Raw genomic sequence first — 18,023 nt, 5'->3', positions numbered from 1 at the left:
GACATGTTCAGCTCGACCGCGGCGCCGCTTCCCACGCTGTGCGGCAGGCCGGTGGCGACGGATCGAGCGCTGGTGATGGCGATCGTGAATCGCACGCCGGACTCGTTCTACGACCGCGGCGCCACGTTCACCGACGCGGCGGCGATCCAGGCCGTGGCGCGCGCGGTGGACGAGGGCGCCGACCTCGTCGACATCGGCGGGGTGAAGGCGGGTCCGGGCGATTCGGTGGACGCGGCCGAGGAGACGCGCCGAGTGGTGCCGTTCGTCGCGGCCATTCGCGCGAAGTACCCGCAGCTACTGATCAGCGTCGACACCTGGCGTGCCGAGGTGGCGCTGGCGGCGGTCGGCGAGGGGGCGGATCTGATCAACGACACCTGGGCGGGCGCCGATCCCGATCTCGTTCCGGTGGCCGCCGCGCACGGCGCCGGTGTGGTGTGCAGTCACACCGGCGGCGCGGTGCCGCGCACCCGGCCGCACCGGGTCCGCTACGCCGACGTGGTGGGTGAGGTCACCGAAACCGTGGTGCGCGCCGCGGAGAACGCGCTCGCGGCCGGGGTACGCCGGGATTCGATTCTGATCGATCCGACGCACGATTTCGGCAAGAACACCTATCACGGGCTCGAACTGTTGCGCCGAGTCGACGTTCTTGTAAAAACCGGATGGCCAGTCTTGATGGCGCTGAGCAACAAGGATTTCATCGGGGAGACTTTAGGTGTCGGTCTTTCCGAACGGCTGGAGGGCACATTGGCGGCAACAGCATGGTCGGCGGCGGCCGGCGCCCGAGTCTTCCGTGTTCACGAAGTCGCCGCGACCCGGCGAGTCGTGGACATGATCGCCGCGATCCAGGGCATCCGGCCCCCCGCACGAACCTTGCGAGGTCTGGCATGACATTTCAACACCGTGAGCCCGCCTGGGCGACGACCAATACCTGGGACACCCCGAACTGGCGAGTGGACGAGCTCGTCCGCGCCAAAGCCGGGCGCACCGTGTCGGTGGTGCTGCCCGCACTGAACGAAGAACGGACCGTGGCCGGCGTGGTGGCCAGCATCCGGCCGCTGCTCGGCACGCTGGTCGACGAGCTGATCGTGCTGGACTCCGGGTCGACCGACGCCACCGCGGAGCGCGCCCGTGCGGCGGGCGCCGAGGTGATCAGCCGTGAACAGGCGGTGCCGGAACTCGAGCCGGTCCCGGGCAAGGGGGAGGTGCTGTGGCGCTCCCTGGCGGTGACCAGCGGTGATCTGATCGCCTTCGTCGACTCCGACCTGATCGACCCGGATCCCGCCTTCGTCCCGAAGTTGCTCGGTCCGTTGCTCACGGTCGGCGACATGCATCTGGCCAAGGCTTACTACCGCAGGCCGCTGCGGCAAGGCGGCGCGGTGGACGCGGCCGGCGGTGGCCGTGTCACCGAACTGGTCGCCCGGCCCCTGCTGGCCGCGTTGCGCCCGGAACTCTCGCAGGTGTTGCAGCCGCTGGGCGGTGAATACGCGGGCACCCGCGAGCTGCTCACCTCGGTGCCGTTCGCGCCGGGCTACGGCGTCGAGATCGGGTTGCTGCTGGATACCTACGACCGGCTCGGCATGTCCGCGATCGGTCAGGTCAATTTGGGCGTGCGCACGCACCGCAACCGGCCGCTGGCCGACCTGGGGGTGATGAGCCGTCAGATTCTCGGCACCGTGCTGGGGCGCAGCGGCATCCAGGACTCCGGTGCGGCGCTGACCCAGTTCCCGCTGATCGGCGACGAGTTCACGGCGCACCGCACCGAGGTGTCCCTGATGGACCGCCCGCCGATGAACACCCTGCGGCCCGCGTGGGCGGCGGCCTGAACCGCTCCACCGTCGCGGCGCCGGGAGGCGGTCAGGCCCCTTCGGCGTGTGGGTCCCGCATGTATCCCGCCTCGATCAGGGTGCGGAAGGCCGCGAGCTTGTAAACGCACTCGGCCGGTTCACAGATCCGGTGGCGTTGCATGAGTTCGTGTGCCTCCGCCACGGTCAACGGCTCGACGGGCATCTTCTGCGGCCTGCCGATCGGGCAGGTCGGTAGCGGACGCGCGGGCAGCTGCTCCGCGATCACGTGCTGGGCGACGCCGACCCGGCGTCGCCGGGTCGCCGGTCCGTACATCAATCCGATGGTGGCGACCAGGCCGGCGGCGCCGGCGAGCGAGCAGAGGACGGCGATCTGGGTGGCGGTCACGGCGCTTTCTCCTCTCGGTGGGGCGGGCCGGGCAGAGCGTGGCGGGGCCGAAGCGCGAACGCACCGTCACCTGTTGATAGTTAACTTTCAGCGAATTCAGTGTGAGCCGATGTGGCGCGCCGTGCAAGAGTGAAATGGGACGCGCAACCGAGGTAATGTGCCGATTTATGGCCGGGTATGCCCGCTGACCAGTTGTCCAATCGCCCTGTAGGCAACTTTGAGCAATCAGCGGTGGATGGGCCCGTCGATGCGGTCCAGCGGCAGAGCGGAAGCCCCGCCGCGTTCGGCCAGGATCTGGGCGGCGATCGAGATGGCCGTCTCGTCCGGTGTTCGCGCGCCGAGGTCGAGCCCGACCGGACTGCGCAGCCGGCCGAGCTGGTCGTCGGCGACGCCGGCGGCCCGCAGGCGCTCGACGCGCTCGGCATGCGTGCGGCGGGATCCGAGGGCGCCGACGAACCCGATGTGCGGACACGACAGCGCCGTCACCAGCATCGGCACATCGAATTTTGCGTCGTGGGTGAGTACGCAGACCACGGTGCGCTGGTCGATCCGCCCCGCCTCCTGTTCCTCGCCCAGATAGCGGTGCGGCCAATCCACGACGACCTCGTGGGCAGCGGGAAACCGGGCGGTGGTGGCGAAGGTCTCGCGGGCGTCCACCACTGTCACCCGATAGCCCAGTTGACGGCCGGTGCGGCTGAGCGCGCGCACGAAGTCGTTGGCGCCCGCCAGGATCATCCGCGCCGGGGCCGCGAAGACCTGGACGAACGTCCGAGGTCGTGGTGCGCCGAGTGCCGCGCACTCGTCGGCGCCCACCACCCCGCAGCGGCCCGCGGCCAGCAGCGCCCGCGCGTCACGGTCGAGGCCGTGCCACGGTTCGGTAGCGGCGATCGTCAGCAGCTTCCATTCCGGTACGGCGTCCATGGTGGTCGCCACGGCGACGGGGGAGCCGTCCTCGATCCGCTGCCGTAGCGCGGTGAGCAGCGGGAGTCGTTCGGGTGAGACGCGCTCGACGAACACCTCGATCTCTCCGCCGCAGCTCAGGCCCACCGACGGTCCGTCGGAGTCGGCATAGCCGAACCGGTCGGTCACCGCATGGCCGCTGCTCAGGACCTCCTGCGCCGACGCGACGACGGCCGCCTCGACGCAGCCACCGGACAGCGAGCCGTGTACGTCGCCGGAGCCGGTGACGATCATCGCCGCTCCGAGTTCGCGAGGCCCGGCGCCGGTCGTGTCCACCACGCGGGCCAGCGCGACCGGCCCGAGGGGCAGCAGGGTGAGCAGTTGCCCGAGTATCGCGCGCACCGGAATCCGGTCCTTTCGGCGAGCGGGTCCAGCGCATCGGGCCCGTGACAGTCGGCGAATATCCGCCGTACTGTAAGCCTAGTTACCGAAGAACTATCCGTCGCGGCGGCGACGATGCGGTAACAGCACCTGGTCCGCGCGTGCTTCGGGTCGGTCCTCTTCCTGATCCGCGGCCCCGTTTCGGGCATCGTCGCCGGTGCGGGGCCGCTCTCGTTCCGCGCGCTCGGCGTCGGGCCGATCGGCTCGCGGGTCCGCGCCCACCGGGCCGTCCGCTTCGGGCGCGGTGGCCGACTCGTTCGCCAGCCGGGCCTGAAGGTCGGCGACGGTCACGTGAGCCTTCGCCCCCGCGGGCCGCAGCAGGACACTGAGGACCAGGCCGAGCAGGCCCACCGCCAGGACGGCGCCGCCGATCAGCAGTAACGGATTCACGATTCCTCCTTGCCGGACACCTCAGGCGTCCGTTTCGCGGAGCTGTAGCTGGGACGGGACGGCGCCGGTCTCGAAGTACGCCGTGAAGATCTCGGCCGCCTGCTCGGCGGTGAACAACTCGTCCGGATAGACCCGCGGCGTGGGCACGCAGGCCGGCACCGGCACGTCCACCCGGGGCGGTCCGAGCCGTTGACCGGGCAAGCCCACGGTGAAGCGGTGCGGCTCACCCTCGACGGTGGTGCGCACCTCGAGGGTGAGCGCGTCCGCCGAGCCGATGCATTGCAGGTACTCCCGCCCGGGAGCGGAACTGATCGCCGGGTCGATGTCCGCGGGCCGCATCGGCTCGGCGAGCCGGGTCATGTTCACCGAGTAGCGGTGGAAGCCGTCCAGCCTGTCCAGCGGGCGAAGAAAGCTGTCGATGGGCTCATCCGGGCGGAGGAAGACTCGCAACCGCTCGCTGTAGGTCACCCGGTGGGTGGTCACCGCCGGATCGCCGATCCGGGCGGGGGCCGCGCTGCCGTGCCGCGGGCGCCGCAGCACGGAGAGGAGGGTCACGGAACTCGCAGACATCGGCTTTCGATCACGCATCAGAGTTCACCTATCACATGCGGTTATCGTCCAGCTATTCAATCATCCCTGTATGAACTCGCTCGGACGAGGGCTGGTGACCTGGGCCACACGAAAGAATCGCGGCCCGCGTGGACTCTTCTGAGCCTTCGAAACCAGGTGATCGGCGGAATGGGTCGCGGAAAGTTGGAGCGCCCGCTCGACCTCTACCGTCCGGATTTCCGGTCGGGGATTAGCTTGCTCATGGTGTCCACATATTTGCTGAATATCATTGCGCGCGTGGGGCCGACGCGGGGATCACGCCCGTCGGTAGGGGCGGGTCCGACGCCGTTCTCCGGCAACGGAGGTCGAGCGAGGTATGCGAGTCAGCGGCGAACACCCGTTGCGGGCGATCTGTTTTCGGGGTCGTGGCGGTAGACCGGCGTGAGCAGGTCGGCCTCCAGTGGTTCGCCCGTGGCACGGTCGAAGCGACAGGCGATCAGCACCGAGAACAGGTGATTGCTCGCTCGTTCGTGCAGTGTGGCCAGCCGGGTGGCGAGCAACCGGATCGCGCCGAGCGAGCCGGGCGGGTGCATGCCGTCGATCATCAATACACTGCCCCGCCCGTCGGGCCTGGGGAGTCTGCCGAGGTAGGCGATGTCGTGCGGTTCCGGTCCGCCCGGCCGGTACACCCGCCGGGCCGCCCGGTCCTCGATTCCCCGGCGCGCGTCACCCACTCTCGCCACCGCGCGGCGCAAGCGGGGATCGGCGGCCACCAACTGGCGCAAACTCGGCGACAGTTCCGGACCGCCCAGCACGATCAGGCCGTCACGCCGCAGGTCGATCGGGCGGCCGGGTAGGAAATGCTCGACCGCTACGCTGAAGCCGAGTTCGCGCAGGAGCTCGGCCAATCGCTGCGATGCGGCGGGATCGGGAGCACCGATCACCCGCCCGGCGCGCACCTCGGGGACGAGCACGGTGAGCGAACCGTGCCCGAAGAACAGTCCTTCCGGCGCGGGCCCCTGTGTACTCACCTGGTGGATGCGGGCCCGGGAAAGACCCGCTGCCGCACCGATTCTGGCGAACGTCCAACCTTCGGCATGAAGCTCCCGGATCACGGCACGCCGAATCCTGGTCAGTTCGTTGATGGTCTGCTGGGCTGCCGCCACCCCGTCGGTGGCCGCTTTCAGTCGCTCGACCTTGTCCTCGATCGCGAACACGCGCGCCACGTCATCGGCCGCCATGTGCGAAGTCTAGACAGCTGAACAGCTCAATGCGTCTAGTCTGCTTGACGAATCAGGTGGCGTCGGTGTCGATCGGAGGACGTTCGTTGCGCTCCAACGGCTTAGCCAACTTGGGCATCGGGTAGTCCGGCATCCCGCTGTTCGTGCTGTACAGGTCCTTCGGATCGGGCAGCGCGCTGTCGAAATCCTTGAACAGCGAATCGTCGCCGTTGAGAAGGTGTTTGGTCACCATCGCCCGCGGAGTCATACCGCGCAGTTCGTTCAGGTCGGCCAGCGGCTTGCGCAGATCGTCGAACTCCGGCCCGAGTTCCTGTCGCAATTGCGAAGTGGCGCCGCTCGCGTAATCGCGCACCTGCCGCAGGCTGCGCGTGGTCCAGCGCACGGCACCGGGCAAGCGCTCCGGGCCGAGGATGACGAGGGCGGCGACGAGGAGGATGACCATCTCGCTCCAGCCGATGTTGCTGAACACGTAACCAGGCTACCCGGCGATCCGGCAGGCGGGTCAGTCGGATTCCAGCGTCACCGGCACGTCCACCTGCCTGCCATCGCGGATCAACTGCACGTTCACCGTTTCGCCGATGTTGCGCGACTGCACCGCGACGACCAGTTCGTCCGGACCGGTGACCTCTCGATCGCCGACCTTCACGATCACGTCACCCTCCACGATCCCGGCCTTCGCCGCGGGACCGCCGGCCACCACGTCCGCCACCGCCGCGCCGCTCATGACTTCGTTGGCCACCTGCTTGGTGCGCGCGCTGAGGCCGATCGTCGGATGGTGCACGACGCCGTCGCGGATCAAGGTCTGGGCGACCTCGATCACCTTGTCCACCGGGATGGCGAAGCCGAGGCCGACCGAGCCGCCGGTCTCGCTGCGGATGGCGGTGTTGATGCCGACTACCCGGCCGTCCATGTCCACCAGCGCGCCGCCGGAGTTACCCGGGTTGATCGACGCGTCGGTCTGCACGGCGTCGATCACGGCCTTCGTGTCGCTGCCCTCGCCCTCCAGCTTCACCGGGCGGTGCAGGGCGCTGACGATGCCGGAGGTCACCGTCTTGCTCAGGCCGAGCGGCGAACCGATGGCCAGCACATCGTCACCGACTTGGACGTTGCCGGACTTGCCGAGCTGAGCGACGGTGAGATTCTTCACATCGACCTTCAGCACGGCCAGGTCGGTCTTCGGGTCGCGGCCGACGATCTGGGCGGGCACCCGGGTGCCGTCGGAGAACTGCACCTGGATCGCGGACCGGTTGGACTTGTCCTGTGCGGCCATCGAGATGACGTGGTTGTTGGTGACCACGTAGCCGCCGCCGTCGATCACCACGCCGGAGCCGGTGGCGCCGTTGTCGCCGACGGTCACCCGGATGGAGACGACCGAGGGCAGCACGGCGTTGGCCACCTGGGCGATCATGCCGTGCGGGCGGGTGCCGTCACCGGTCTGTTCGAGGGTGACCTTCCGCGAGGTGAGCGTCGAGGCGGTTTCCGCGGTCAGTCGTCCGACCAGCCCGCCGAGCAGGCCGATGACGACCGCGACGAGCGCGAGCAGGGCCAGCGCCTTGGGCGCGACCCGGGAGCCGAACAGCACTTCGCGGGCGCCGAGCTTCTCCGCCTGCGGCAGCGTCTGCGGCTTGGGGGTGGGTACCGCGGGGGCGCCCAGGCGCGCGACCGCTTCGGGATCACGCCACGGATCGGCCGGTCCGGCCACGGCCGACGGGCCATCGGCCGCGTCGGGGTCGCGCTGCAGGATCTCGGTGGAGCCCTCCGGGCGCCCGAACGCCTCGGCCAGCACCGCGTCGGGCGGACGGTTCTGCAGTTCGGGACCGGATTGCGGCGCCGAACCAGTCTTGCGGAGCGGCAAGGGCTCGGCGAACGAACCGGACAGGCCGGACGGCCTGCGGAAGGCACGCGCGGTATGCGTGTCGACATGGGGCCGGTAGACCGGGCGCGGACCGAGAACGGGGGCGTCCGGCGGACGGAGATTCCCGCGGTCGGCCGCCGAATCCGAGGTGTCGGCCGATCCGGAATTCGTCGATTCGGTGGTCACTCGGGAAACTCTACTTGCGCCACCACGTAGTCCACCGGGTCGCGGTGAACGAATCGGTCAGAAAGCCGAAAACCGCGTCGTTACGCCCGGACTGGCCGGAAGCCGAAGAGGGCGCCCGGCCGCTGGACGCGCCGCCCGGCAACTCCGCGAGCGGAATCCTGGTCAAGCTGTCGTGCAAGCCGGTCGGAATCGCGACCTGACCCGCATGTCGCAACGCGATGCGCGCCTGCTGCTGGGCATCGACCTCCGCCGCGCACTCGGGACACAGCGAGAGGTGTTGAGCGGCACGCAGGTAGGCGTTCATCCGTAGCTCACCGTCCACGTACGCCGCGATCGCCTCACTCGCCAGATGCTCGGTGGGGCGGAAACGGGGCGGACCGGACGTGCTCGAGTCGCCACTCATTCGGTGCTCACCCTTTCAACCGACATCGACCGACGTTCGGGCGATGCCGGCGTCCGACGAATCACCCTATGTTCGCTTCAGCGGCGAACCGCTGCTCACTTCCATTATGCGCAAGGTAGTCGCGCAGGGCTTGACGTCCACGGTGTATCCGACTGCGCACAGTGCCCAGTTTCACGCCGAGCGTAGCGCCGATCTCCTCGTAGGACAGCCCCTCGATGTCACACAGCACCACGGCCGCGCGGAACTCCGGCGCGAGCGAATCCAGGGCCGATTGCAGGTCGGGGTCCAGCCGGGCGTCGTGATACGCCTGCTCCGGCCCCGGGCCCTCGGCGGGCACCCGGTCGTAGTCCTCGGGCAGCGCTTCCATCCTGATCCGGTTGCGGCGGCGCACCATGTCCAGGAACAGGTTGGTGGTGATGCGGTGTAGCCACCCCTCGAAGGTGCCCGGTTGGTAGTTCGACAGTGAACGGAACACCCTTATGAACGTCTCCTGGGTGAGGTCCTCCGCGTCCTGTGCGTCGCCGGAGAGGCGATAGGCCAACCGGTAGACCCGGTCGGCGTGCTCCCGGACCAGTTCGTCCCACGTCGGCATCGCCGACCGGTCACCGGTCGCATCGAAGGCAGCAGTCCCGCTCAGCTCGACCGCGTCCTCGACGGAGTCGGCTTCGGCCGGCAGGATCTGCTCGGGCAGGGTGGCGTATTCGCGCGCCGCATCGACCATGTGGATGGGGCTACCTCCTACTAGGGACCGCAAACGTGGGGACTTGCTCCGGTCCGGGTCTTCGGACCGTCGCGTACGGATACAACAGACAACCGGTATGTCGTTGTTCCCGCGTCCCGTGTTAATACACGGTCGGTTGCTCATACTCTTTCTGGTCCTGATATGGCCGGGATATGGAGATCCTGAGGGTCACCTGAGAAAACCGGCGGCGGAAATGGCGGGCGGCGCGTGTTGTCCGGAACGCCGAGATCACCCGCCCGGCGTTAGCCTCATACCCGTGGCATCGAATCTGGAGCGGAATCTCGCCTACGTGGAGGAATCCGTCGTAGAGGACGAAATCCTCATCAGCGCGCGCGAACGGGCCACCGAACTCGGCGCTGTCCCCGTGCCGCCCTCGGTGGGGGCGCTGCTGAGCATGTACGCGCAACTGCTCGGAGCGCGCGCGGTGGTCGAGGTCGGTACCGGCGCGGGCATCAGCGGGCTGTGGCTGCTCGACGGCATGCGCGAGGACGGCACGCTGACCACCATCGATTCGGAGCCGGAACATCAGCGCGCGGCCAAGGAGGCGTTCCGCGCCGCCGACATCCCCCCGGCGCGCACCCGGCTGATCAACGGACGGGCGCTGGATGTGCTGCCCCGGCTGGCCGACGGCGCCTACGACCTGGTCTTCATCGACGCGGCGCCGCTCGAGCACCCGGAGTACGTCGCCCAAGCGGTGCGTCTGCTGCGCGAGGGCGGCGCCATTCTGCTGCACAACGCGCTGCTGGGCGGGCGCGTACCCGATCCGGCGCAACGGGATCCGGCCACCCAGGCGGTGCGCGCCGCCACCCGCGCCATCGCGGAGAACCCGGAACTCACCTGTGTACTGATTCCGGTCGGAGACGGATTGCTCTGTGCCTCACGGGGTTAGTGATTCGCGCGCGGTCTGATTCCATCCGGGAATCCGGGGTATGCGCTGAGAAAGAACTCAGTGAGGAAAACAGTTATGCGTGAACTAAATCCGATCGAAGTAGCGGTCATGGGGGATGTCGTGACCGAACGGCGAACGAGTTGGCTGCGGCCCACCCTGTTGGCCCTGCTGTTCGTGATTCTGGGGGCAGTGCTCGTGATGGTCGTGGTGAGCAACACCGATTTCGACACCGGCCCCGAGAAAACCACTCCGCCCCCGGGACCCTGCGAGCCGTTCTGCACCCAGAACGTCACCCCGCCCGCCCAGTAATACCCCGTTGACGGCGGTTCTCGCTCCGGCCGAATAGGCCTGCCGCCGAAGTTTTTCCGGAACTTCGGGCGACCGCGCCCTCTTCTCCTGGCGACCGCGCCACCCACAGGTAGTCGGCGGGGTTCGCGAAAAAGCGACCTTACAGCCACGGTTCGGCGCAAGCCGCAGCGCGACGCCGATGCCCGACCGATACTGGTGGAGGTCAGGTTCCGAACGGATCCGGAAGAGGTGCGACGTGGTGATGATGATGTTCCTCTGGGACGAAGACGAGCGTCGTCCCAAATCGATCCATTGGGGCCGGACCATGATCGCTTTCGGCGCGGTGCTCTTGTTCGCCGTGCTGATGGTCTATTTGGTGAGCACCGCCGATTTCGGTGACGCCTCGAATTCCACCGTGCCGCGCACACCGGGGCCGTGCGCGCCATTCTGCCTCGGCCCGCGGGCGCCCGAGCCGGGCGGACCCTAGGATCGCTCGCCGCGGCTACACCCAGACGCCTTTGCCGACTGTGACGACCCCGCCGTTGCTCACAGCGAAACGGCCGCGATCGCGGGCCAGGTCCACTCCGATGATCTCGCCTTCGCCGACGACCACGTTCTTGTCCAGAATGGCGTGCCGTACCACCGCACCGCGTCCGATCCGCACGCCGGGCATGAGCACACACCCTTCGACGGTGGCGCCGTCGTCGACCATGACATTGGCGCTGAGCACCGAGTTGCGGACGGTGGCGGCGGACAGGATGCTGCCCGCGCCCACGATGCATTCCTGCGCCAGCCCGCCCTGGGCGAACTTGGCCGGCGGCAGGTTCTCGGCCGCCCCGCGGATGGGCCAGTGGCGGTTGTAGAGGTTGAACACCGGATGCACCGAGACCAGGTCCATGTGCGCGTCGTAGAACGCGTCGATGGTGCCGACATCGCGCCAGTAGCCGCGGTCACGGTCGGTGGCGCCGGGCACTTCGTTGTCGGCGAAGTCGTAGACGCTCGCCTGTCCGGCCGCGACGAGGGCCGGAATGATGTCGCCGCCCATGTCGTGGTCGGAGTCCGCGTTGTCCGCGTCCGCCCGGATCGAGTCGACCAGCACCTTGGTGGTGAAGACGTAGTTGCCCATGGACGCGAACGTGACGTTCGGATCGTCCGGGGTGCCGGGCGGATGCGCGGGTTTCTCCAGGAATTGCGTGATGCGGCCGGCGTCGTCACTGTCGATGCAGCCGAACGCGCTCGCCTCGCTGCGCGGCACCCGGATACCCGCCACGGTCACGCCCGCGCCGGAATCGATGTGGTGGCGCACCATCTGCTCCGGGTCCATGCGGTAGACGTGATCGGCGCCGAAAACCGCTATGTACTCCGGGTCCTCGTCGTAGATCAGGTTCAGCGACTGCAGGATCGCGTCCGCGCTGCCGGTGTACCAGCGTGGCCCGAGCCGCTGCTGCGCGGGCACCGGGGTGATGTACTCGCCGGCGAAACCGGACAGCCGCCAGGTCTGCGAGATGTGCCGGTCGAGCGAGTGCGACTTGTATTGGGTGAGTACGCACAGCCGCAGGAAACCCGCGTTGACCAGATTGCTGAGGACGAAGTCGATGAGGCGGTAGGCGCCGCCGAACGGGACAGCGGGCTTGGCGCGGTCGGCCGTGAGTGGAAAGAGTCGCTTGCCCTCGCCACCGGCGAGCACGATCCCGAGTACGTGCGGCTGGCTCCTCACACCTGCCAAACTACCCGGTGGAACGTTCGTGAGTGGCCGCCGCCGACCCGAACGTCTACTTTGGACCGGTGAGTTTCGGCACGGAGGGCGGACGCTCGGCGGTGGATTCCGGCGAGCGGGACCGGCTTCGCGTCGCGATGCTGACCCGCGAGTATCCACCCGAGGTGTACGGCGGGGCGGGGGTGCACGTCACCCAGCTGACGGCGCATTTGCGTCACCTGTGCGAGGTGACCGTGCACTGTATGGGCGTCGAGCGCCCGGATGCCGTGGTCCATGAACCGGATCCGTCGCTACACGCCGCCAACGCCGCGCTGCGGATGATGTCCGCCCAGCTACGAATGGCCGACGCCGTGGGCGAGGTGGACGTGGTGCATTCGCACACCTGGTACAGCGGCTTGGCCGGGCATCTGGCCGCGACCCTCTACGGGGTCCCGCACGTGCTGACCGCGCATTCGCTGGAGCCGCGCAGGCCGTGGAAGGCCGAGCAGCTCGGCGGCGGCTACCGGCTGTCCTCCTGGTCGGAGCGCAACGCCGTCGAGCACGCCGACGCCGTCATCGCGGTGAGCGAGGGGATGCGCCGCGACGTGCTCGACGCCTATCCCGCCGTCGACCCGGACCGGGTCCACGTGGTGCACAACGGCATCGACGGGACCGTCTGGCATCCAGGTCCGGCGACCGGGGACCAGCCGTCGGTGCTAGCCGAACTCGGCGTGCGAACCGACCTGCCCATCGTCGCCTTCGTCGGCCGCATCACGCGCCAGAAGGGTGTCGGCCACCTGCTTGCCGCCGCCCGCGACTTCGATCCCGACATCCAGCTCGTGCTGTGCGCGGGCGCGCCGGACACGCCCGAGCTGGCGCAGGAGGTCACCGCGGCGGTGCACGAGCTGCGGCAGCGCCGCGGCGACGTGTTCTGGGTTCGCGAGATGTTGCCGACAGAGCGGATCCGGCAGATTCTCGCTGCCGCGTCGCTGTTCGTGTGCCCGTCGGTGTACGAGCCGCTCGGCATCGTCAACCTCGAGGCGATGGCCTGCGCGACCGCAGTGGTCGCCTCGGATGTCGGCGGCATCCCCGAGGTGGTCGACAGCCGCAACGGACGGCTGGTGCACTACGACGCGGGTGCGGCCGGGGATTACGAGCACGGGCTCGCCGCCGCCGTGAACGAGGTGGCCGGTGATCGAGAGCTGGCCGCCCGGCTCGGGGCCGCGGGCCGGGAGCGTGCGATCTCCGAATTCGACTGGTCGCGCATCGCCGCGCGCACGGTGGCGGTCTACGACGAGATCAGGAAAGGCTGAGCCGGGCGATCAGGCCGCCGGGCGGTAGGCGCCCACCACGACCGAGGCGGTCACCTCGACGGACTCCGGCAACCGCACCGGATCCGCCGCTTCGGCGGCCCCGTGGTGCGCGGATGGACCCATGCCCACCACGTGCGAGACATCGGCTCTGGTGAGCGTCATCGGGTACTCCACCAGCGTCCGGTCGACCGGTTCGAAATGCCCCGCCATGGCAGCGTCGAGCCTGCGGTCCTTGTCGGGGTCGACCCGGACCATGTCCAGTGGCTCGATCAGCTCGCGAAGGTGGCGTTCGGTGGGTGTGGCGACGACGAAGCAGCCGTCCTCGGCGAGCACCCGGGCGATTTCGCCGGGATTGCGCGGGGCGAAGACGGAGAGTACGCAGGCCAGCGCGCCGTCGCGGATCGGCAACCCGCGCCAGGCGTCGGCCAGCACCGCCGCGGCGCGTGGGTGGGCGCGGGCGCAGCGGCGGACGGCGGGTTTGGCCACGTCCAGTCCGATACCGACGGCCGGGGGAGCGGCGTCGAGCGCCCGGGCGAGGTAGTAGCCGGTGCCCGCGCCGATCTCCAGCACCGGGCCGTCCGTCCGGCGCGTCGTGACGGCGTGCGTCACCGCGTCGGCGATCGGCGCGAAGTGTCCTCCGCTCTGGAAAGCGGCACGAGCGTCGAGCATCGCCGCGGTGTCCCCGGTCATCTTGGTCGACGCACCGGTCAGCAGACTGACGTAGCCCTGTCTGGCGACGTCGAAGCTGTGGCCGCGACCGCAGCGCAGTGCTCGATCCCGCGGTTCGAACGCGAGCGGCGCGGCGTCCTGGTGCGCCCGAATACATTCCGGGCAGGCCAGGACGCCGGCCGCGTCGGCGAGGGCCGTGTGCTCAGCCGGGCCCACTCAGCTCGTGACGCTCTTCAGTTCGTCACCGAGCGCCGCTGCCTCGTCCGGCGTGAGTTCGACGACCAGACGCCCGCCACCCTCGAGTGGAACCCGCATGACGATTCCACGCCCTTCTTTGGTTGCCTCGAGGGGACCGTCCCCGGTGCGGGGCTTCATGGCCGCCATCCTCTGCTCCCTCCAGATCTGCGCGGTCTGCTGCGCACTTTCTTGGAACTCCAGTTGTCACCAACCAGTGAGCTCGCCGGCGTTTGGCGAGCTACACCCGTCCCATTCTTCCCTATCGCGGATGTGGACGGATAGCTGAGTTCAAAAAGTGACCGGTCGGCCCGTGCCGGGCCGGTCGTTGCCCACCCAGCAATCGGCCAGGTGGTCATCCACCATCCCCGTCGCCTGCATCAGGGCGTACGCCGTGGTGGGTCCGACGAACCGGAATCCGCGCCGTTTCAATTCTTTTGCCAGCGCGATGGATTCGGGTGTGGTCGCGGGCACGTCGGCGCCGGAGCGGGGGCGTGGGCGCGGCGGTGGGGCGAACGACCAGAGCAACTCGTCCAGGCCGACGTCGAGGTCGCGGGCAACCCGGGCGTTGGCGATGGCCGCGTCGATCTTGCTGCGGTTGCGGACGATGCCCGCGTCGGCCATCAGCCGGGCGACGTCGCCGTCGCCGAACTCCGCGACGCGCTCGATGGCGAACCCGGCGAACGCCGCACGAAAGGCCGGGCGTTTGCGCAGGATGGTCAGCCAGGACAGGCCGGATTGAAACGCCTCCAGGCAGAGCCGCTCGAACAAGGCGTCGTCGCCGTGCAGGGGCTTGCCCCACTCGTGGTCGTGATAGTCCCGATAGAGTTGCGACTCCAGCGGCCAGGCACAGCGAACCAGCCCGTCGTCGGCCGGGGCGCTCACTTCGACTCCGGCGCGATCGGCGTCTGCCACCGCGCGGCCTGCGCTTCGGCCAACTGGTGCTGGAGTTCATCGATCCGCGCGGCCAGCCGGGTCAGCGCCCAATCCACCTCCCCGGCTTTGTAGCCGCGCACCACCTGCTGGAAGCGCAACGCGCGCACGTCCGCCCCGGTGATCCCTTCCACCGGCAGCACGGTGGCCGTCGTCCCCTCCGGCAGCGGCCCCAGCTCCTCCGACCGCCCGAACACCGCACTGGCCAGTAAGAACAGCACCGCGGCGACCAAGCCGACGATCAGCACGTACAACAGCATGGTGAGCATGAGGTGAGCTTATTAGGGCGCACCGACAGGTGGTCTCGCGCGTAGTGCTCGCTACAGATGCCGGGTGGTGTCGATGCCGAGGGACATGCCCGCGAGGCCGCGGCGGCGGACGGCGAGTTTGTCCGCCACCTCCAGCAGAGCCTTGGCGGCGGGGTTCTCCGGGTCGCGCAGCACGATGGGGGTGCCTTCGTCGCCCGCTTCGCGCAGCGCCTGTTCGATGGGGATCTGACCGAGCAGCGGCACGGTCGCACCCACGGCGCGGGTGAGCCGGTCGGCGACGGCCTGGCCGCCGCCGGAGCCGTACAGGTCCATCCGGGTGCCGTCCGGCAGGTCCAGCCAGGACATGTTCTCCACCACGCCCGCGATGCGCTGGCGAGTTTGCAGCGCGATCGCGCCCGCCCGCTCGGCCACCTCGGCGGCGGCCGGCTGCGGGGTGGTGACGACCAGGATCTCGGCTCCCGGGATCAGCTGCGCGATGGAGATGGCGACGTCGCCGGTGCCGGGCGGCAGGTCGAGCAGCAGGATGTCGAGGTCACCCCAGAACACGTCGGCGAGGAACTGCTGCAACGCCCGGTGCAGCATCGGGCCGCGCCACACCACGGGCGTGTTGCCCTGAGTGAACTGGGCGATCGAGATCATTTTCACGTCGTGCGCGACCGGCGGCATGATCATCCGCTCGACCTGGGTGGGCCTGGCATCGGTGCCGAGCATCCGCGGGATGGAATGACCGTAGATGTCCGCGTCAAGCACGCCGACCGACAGTCCGCGCGCGGCCATGGCGGCGGCCAGGTTCACCGTGACACTGGACTTGCCGACGCCGCCTTTCCCGGAGGCGACCGCGTAGACGCGGGTCAGCGACCCGGGCTGGGCGAACGGGATGACCGGATCGGCCGAGTCGCCGCGCAACTGCTTGCGCAGCGCGGTGCGTTGCTCGTCGTCCATTACGTCGAGATCGACGGAGATTGCGCCCACACCGGGCACGTCGGCGATCGCCTTGGTGACCCGCTGCTGGATCTCCGTACGCAGGGGGCAGCCCGCCGTCGTCAGGTAGATCTCCACGTGGACATCGCTGCCGGCGCCGATGACGACGCTTTTCACCATGCCCAGTTCGGTGATCGGCTTGCGGATCTCCGGGTCGTCGACCTTCGCGAGGGCACCCCGCACGTCCGATTCCGTAACTACTGGCATGGCAGTAATTTTAGGCGTGTCAAATTTTCGGCAGATCCGCGGGCCGGGGTGCGACCCCCGTGCCGTAGGAGGTCTCCCAGGCCATGACGTTCGCGACGTAGGCCATGGAGTGGTTGTAGCGCAGGATCGCTTTGGACTGTTGTGCCAGGTCACGCATGTTCAGGCCGCCTTCGCACAGGTACTTTCCGGCGGTCAGGGCGGCGTCGAACAGATTCTGCGGATCGGCGATGCCGTCGCCGTTGCCGTCGGCCGCGTAACGCTTCCAGGTGTCGGGCAGGAACTGCATCGGACCGATTGCGCGGTCGTAACCGTCCAGACCGTCCAGTGCGCCGTCATCGGAGTCGCGGACCACGTGATTACCGGTGAGCGAGCCGTCCAGCACGGGGCCGTAGACGGGGCTGAGCGGGTTGCCGTCGGCATCGGCCTTACCGCCGAAGGCGTGTGTGGACTCGACCCGGCCGATGCCGGCCAGCAGCGACCATGGCATGCCGCACACCGGGTTCTCGGCGGCCAGCACTCGTTCCGCGTTCTGATAGGCCGCGACGGCCACGCCGGGAACGCCCAGCGGCCCGGCGGGCATCGCGGCGGGCTGCCGCCCACTCGGCAGCGCAACGGTTTTCACGACAGGGTGCGTGGTGGGCGCGGCCTTGGCCATCGCGTGAGCGAGGAACTCGGACCCGGCGACCGGCTCGACGGCCGCCTGCGGCCGGGCGCCCTGCACGTTCTGATCATCCGGCGTCTGAACCGCGGCCGCGAGCGGTACGGCGTCGCCGACCTCGGAGGCGGCGGTGACGGAGACGAGCCCAGCGGGAACCAATCCGGTCAACGCGATGACGGAACTGCGTCTGACGGTGACAGGCGGTTGTTTTCGATGACGCCCCACGGTGTGGTGACCCTCCCATGACTCGCAGTGAGCCCTTTGTTACGGACCGAGGGAGAGGCTACCGCATCCGAGATCTTTTTGTTACTGCTTCGTGATCTGATACGGAGTTTGAATCACTGCGGGGGTGCGGCCGGCGGCGCGGGCAGGGGTATGACGATGCCGAACGGCAGGGTGATTCCAGGCGGCGGCGTAGGTGCGGATTCGACGCTGGGCGCCGGTTCGGCTCCGGGCTCCGGGGCGGGCGGGGTGGTGGTAGCGGGTTCGGTGTCGTTGCGCGGTGCGTTGTCGGGGACGGGCAGCTCACCGGGGATGGGCGCGGATTCGGTGGCGGCCAGGGTGGCATCGGGCTGAACGCATCCGGCGGCTGCCTGGTCCGGGGTGCCGGGCTGTCCGGGGGCTCCGGCATCGGCGGGCCTGGCCGCCGCGGCGGGATCGGCCGGGCCCGCGGGGGTTGGGTCACGGGGTGCGGCCGCCGCGCCGCCGTAGGGCTGCTGCGGTGCGAGCGGTACGCGTGCGGTCCCGGGTAGGTCCGGGAACGGCATCGGGGCGGGCACCGATTGTCCCGCACACGGATTCGCCGGCGGTGGCGGCGGGCAGAGAATCCCGCAGGGAATGGGTGGCAGACCCGGGATCGTGATCATCACCTGGGTCGGCTGCTGTCGCGGCCGCGGGGCGGGCGCTTGGCCCGCCGCCCGCGCCTGTTCGGCCGGATCGGCGGTCGGGGTGGTCGTGCGCACCGCGGACATCTCCGAACCGGGCGACAA

22 protein-coding genes and 1 pseudogene are annotated in these 18,023 nt (G+C 69.1%); 6 read left to right on the top strand and 17 right to left on the bottom strand.

Annotated features, from left to right (window positions below):
• Positions 1–3 precede the first annotated feature (3 nt).
• On the top strand, positions 4–888 hold the full coding sequence (gene folP, locus NA8_RS15520; protein WP_063051102.1) for a dihydropteroate synthase: 885 nt from the start codon (positions 4–6) through the stop codon (positions 886–888).
• A complete protein-coding gene (locus NA8_RS15515) occupies positions 885–1,823 on the top strand; it encodes a glucosyl-3-phosphoglycerate synthase (RefSeq protein ID WP_063051101.1) in 939 nt (312 codons plus the stop codon). The genes folP and NA8_RS15515 overlap by 4 nt, the downstream gene beginning before the upstream one ends.
• 31 nt (positions 1,824–1,854) lie before the next feature.
• Here the strand turns inward: NA8_RS15515 and NA8_RS15510 are convergent, their stop codons facing one another.
• From NA8_RS15510 to sigE, 9 genes are all read right to left on the bottom strand, one after another.
• Complete coding sequence (locus tag NA8_RS15510; RefSeq protein WP_063051100.1) at positions 1,855–2,190, bottom strand: hypothetical protein; 336 nt, start codon at positions 2,188–2,190, stop codon at positions 1,855–1,857.
• A 225-nt stretch (positions 2,191–2,415) separates the two neighbouring features.
• Positions 2,416–3,492, bottom strand: coding sequence for an XdhC family protein (locus NA8_RS15505; protein WP_063051099.1), 1,077 nt, complete (start codon positions 3,490–3,492; stop codon positions 2,416–2,418).
• 93 nt (positions 3,493–3,585) lie between these two features.
• Entirely contained in the window at positions 3,586–3,921 is a 336-nt protein-coding gene (locus NA8_RS15500; protein ID WP_063051098.1) for a hypothetical protein, read from the bottom strand.
• A 21-nt stretch (positions 3,922–3,942) separates the two neighbouring features.
• Positions 3,943–4,491: a hypothetical protein gene (locus tag NA8_RS15495; protein WP_157106722.1), complete on the bottom strand. Its 549-nt coding sequence runs from the start codon at positions 4,489–4,491 to the stop codon at positions 3,943–3,945.
• Positions 4,492–4,853: 362 nt separating this feature from the next.
• Complete coding sequence (locus NA8_RS15490) at positions 4,854–5,711, bottom strand: hypothetical protein (protein WP_063051096.1); 858 nt, start codon at positions 5,709–5,711, stop codon at positions 4,854–4,856.
• A 52-nt stretch (positions 5,712–5,763) separates the two neighbouring features.
• Positions 5,764–6,180, bottom strand: a complete 417-nt coding sequence (gene tatB, locus NA8_RS15485; RefSeq protein WP_040869494.1) for a Sec-independent protein translocase protein TatB — start codon at positions 6,178–6,180, stop codon at positions 5,764–5,766.
• Positions 6,181–6,213: 33 nt separating this feature from the next.
• Positions 6,214–7,752, bottom strand: a complete 1,539-nt coding sequence (locus tag NA8_RS15480; protein WP_063051095.1) for a S1C family serine protease — start codon at positions 7,750–7,752, stop codon at positions 6,214–6,216.
• Between the two features lie 10 nt (positions 7,753–7,762).
• Positions 7,763–8,155 (bottom strand): hypothetical protein, encoded by a 393-nt coding sequence (locus tag NA8_RS15475; protein WP_063051094.1) that lies wholly within the window; start codon positions 8,153–8,155, stop codon positions 7,763–7,765.
• A 61-nt stretch (positions 8,156–8,216) separates the two neighbouring features.
• The gene (gene sigE, locus NA8_RS15470; RefSeq protein ID WP_063051093.1) at positions 8,217–8,876 is read right to left on the bottom strand and encodes an RNA polymerase sigma factor SigE; all 660 of its coding nucleotides are present in this window, start codon (positions 8,874–8,876) and stop codon (positions 8,217–8,219) included.
• A gap of 277 nt (positions 8,877–9,153) precedes the next feature.
• On the opposite strand from sigE, the gene NA8_RS15465 reads away from it, so the two are divergent.
• From NA8_RS15465 to NA8_RS15455, 3 genes are all read left to right on the top strand, one after another.
• Positions 9,154–9,786, top strand: coding sequence for an O-methyltransferase (locus NA8_RS15465; protein ID WP_373283906.1), 633 nt, complete (start codon positions 9,154–9,156; stop codon positions 9,784–9,786).
• A gap of 75 nt (positions 9,787–9,861) precedes the next feature.
• Positions 9,862–10,095, top strand: a complete 234-nt coding sequence (locus tag NA8_RS15460; protein WP_157106721.1) for a hypothetical protein — start codon at positions 9,862–9,864, stop codon at positions 10,093–10,095.
• A 235-nt stretch (positions 10,096–10,330) separates the two neighbouring features.
• Positions 10,331–10,561 (top strand): hypothetical protein, encoded by a 231-nt coding sequence (locus NA8_RS15455; protein WP_063051091.1) that lies wholly within the window; start codon positions 10,331–10,333, stop codon positions 10,559–10,561.
• A 15-nt stretch (positions 10,562–10,576) separates the two neighbouring features.
• On the opposite strand, the gene glgC is transcribed toward NA8_RS15455, so the two are convergent.
• Complete coding sequence (gene glgC, locus NA8_RS15450; protein ID WP_063051090.1) at positions 10,577–11,791, bottom strand: glucose-1-phosphate adenylyltransferase; 1,215 nt, start codon at positions 11,789–11,791, stop codon at positions 10,577–10,579.
• A 137-nt stretch (positions 11,792–11,928) separates the two neighbouring features.
• Between glgC and glgA the strand changes: the two genes are divergently transcribed.
• Positions 11,929–13,083 carry a glycogen synthase gene (glgA, locus tag NA8_RS15445; protein ID WP_063051208.1) on the top strand — a complete coding sequence of 385 codons (1,155 nt, stop codon included), beginning with the start codon at positions 11,929–11,931 and terminating at the stop codon, positions 13,081–13,083.
• Between the two features lie 9 nt (positions 13,084–13,092).
• Here glgA and NA8_RS15440 read toward each other — a convergent pair whose 3' ends face one another.
• The 7 genes and pseudogenes from NA8_RS15440 to NA8_RS15415 form a co-directional block, all read right to left on the bottom strand.
• A complete protein-coding gene (locus NA8_RS15440) occupies positions 13,093–13,968 on the bottom strand; it encodes a putative RNA methyltransferase (protein ID WP_063051089.1) in 876 nt (291 codons plus the stop codon).
• Positions 13,969–14,136: a DUF3117 domain-containing protein gene (locus NA8_RS32865; RefSeq protein ID WP_011211259.1), complete on the bottom strand. Its 168-nt coding sequence runs from the start codon at positions 14,134–14,136 to the stop codon at positions 13,969–13,971.
• 141 nt (positions 14,137–14,277) lie between these two features.
• Positions 14,278–14,871, bottom strand: a complete 594-nt coding sequence (locus NA8_RS15435; protein WP_084466841.1) for a DNA-3-methyladenine glycosylase I — start codon at positions 14,869–14,871, stop codon at positions 14,278–14,280.
• Entirely contained in the window at positions 14,868–15,188 is a 321-nt protein-coding gene (locus tag NA8_RS15430; RefSeq protein WP_040869480.1) for a DivIVA domain-containing protein, read from the bottom strand. Before NA8_RS15430 ends, NA8_RS15435 begins: the two co-directional genes overlap by 4 nt.
• Before the next feature lie 51 nt (positions 15,189–15,239).
• A complete protein-coding gene (locus tag NA8_RS15425; protein ID WP_063051087.1) occupies positions 15,240–16,376 on the bottom strand; it encodes an Mrp/NBP35 family ATP-binding protein in 1,137 nt (378 codons plus the stop codon).
• Positions 16,377–16,395: 19 nt separating this feature from the next.
• Positions 16,396–17,259, bottom strand: coding sequence for a lytic transglycosylase domain-containing protein (locus tag NA8_RS15420; protein ID WP_063051086.1), 864 nt, complete (start codon positions 17,257–17,259; stop codon positions 16,396–16,398).
• Between the two features lie 113 nt (positions 17,260–17,372).
• Positions 17,373–18,023 (bottom strand): annotated as a pseudogene (locus tag NA8_RS15415) (lytic transglycosylase); the annotation flags it as partial.

The organism is Nocardia arthritidis NBRC 100137, from assembly GCF_001612765.1.
Lineage (GTDB): Bacteria > Actinomycetota > Actinomycetes > Mycobacteriales > Mycobacteriaceae > Nocardia > Nocardia arthritidis.
This window is presented reverse-complemented; position numbering and strand designations above follow the sequence as displayed.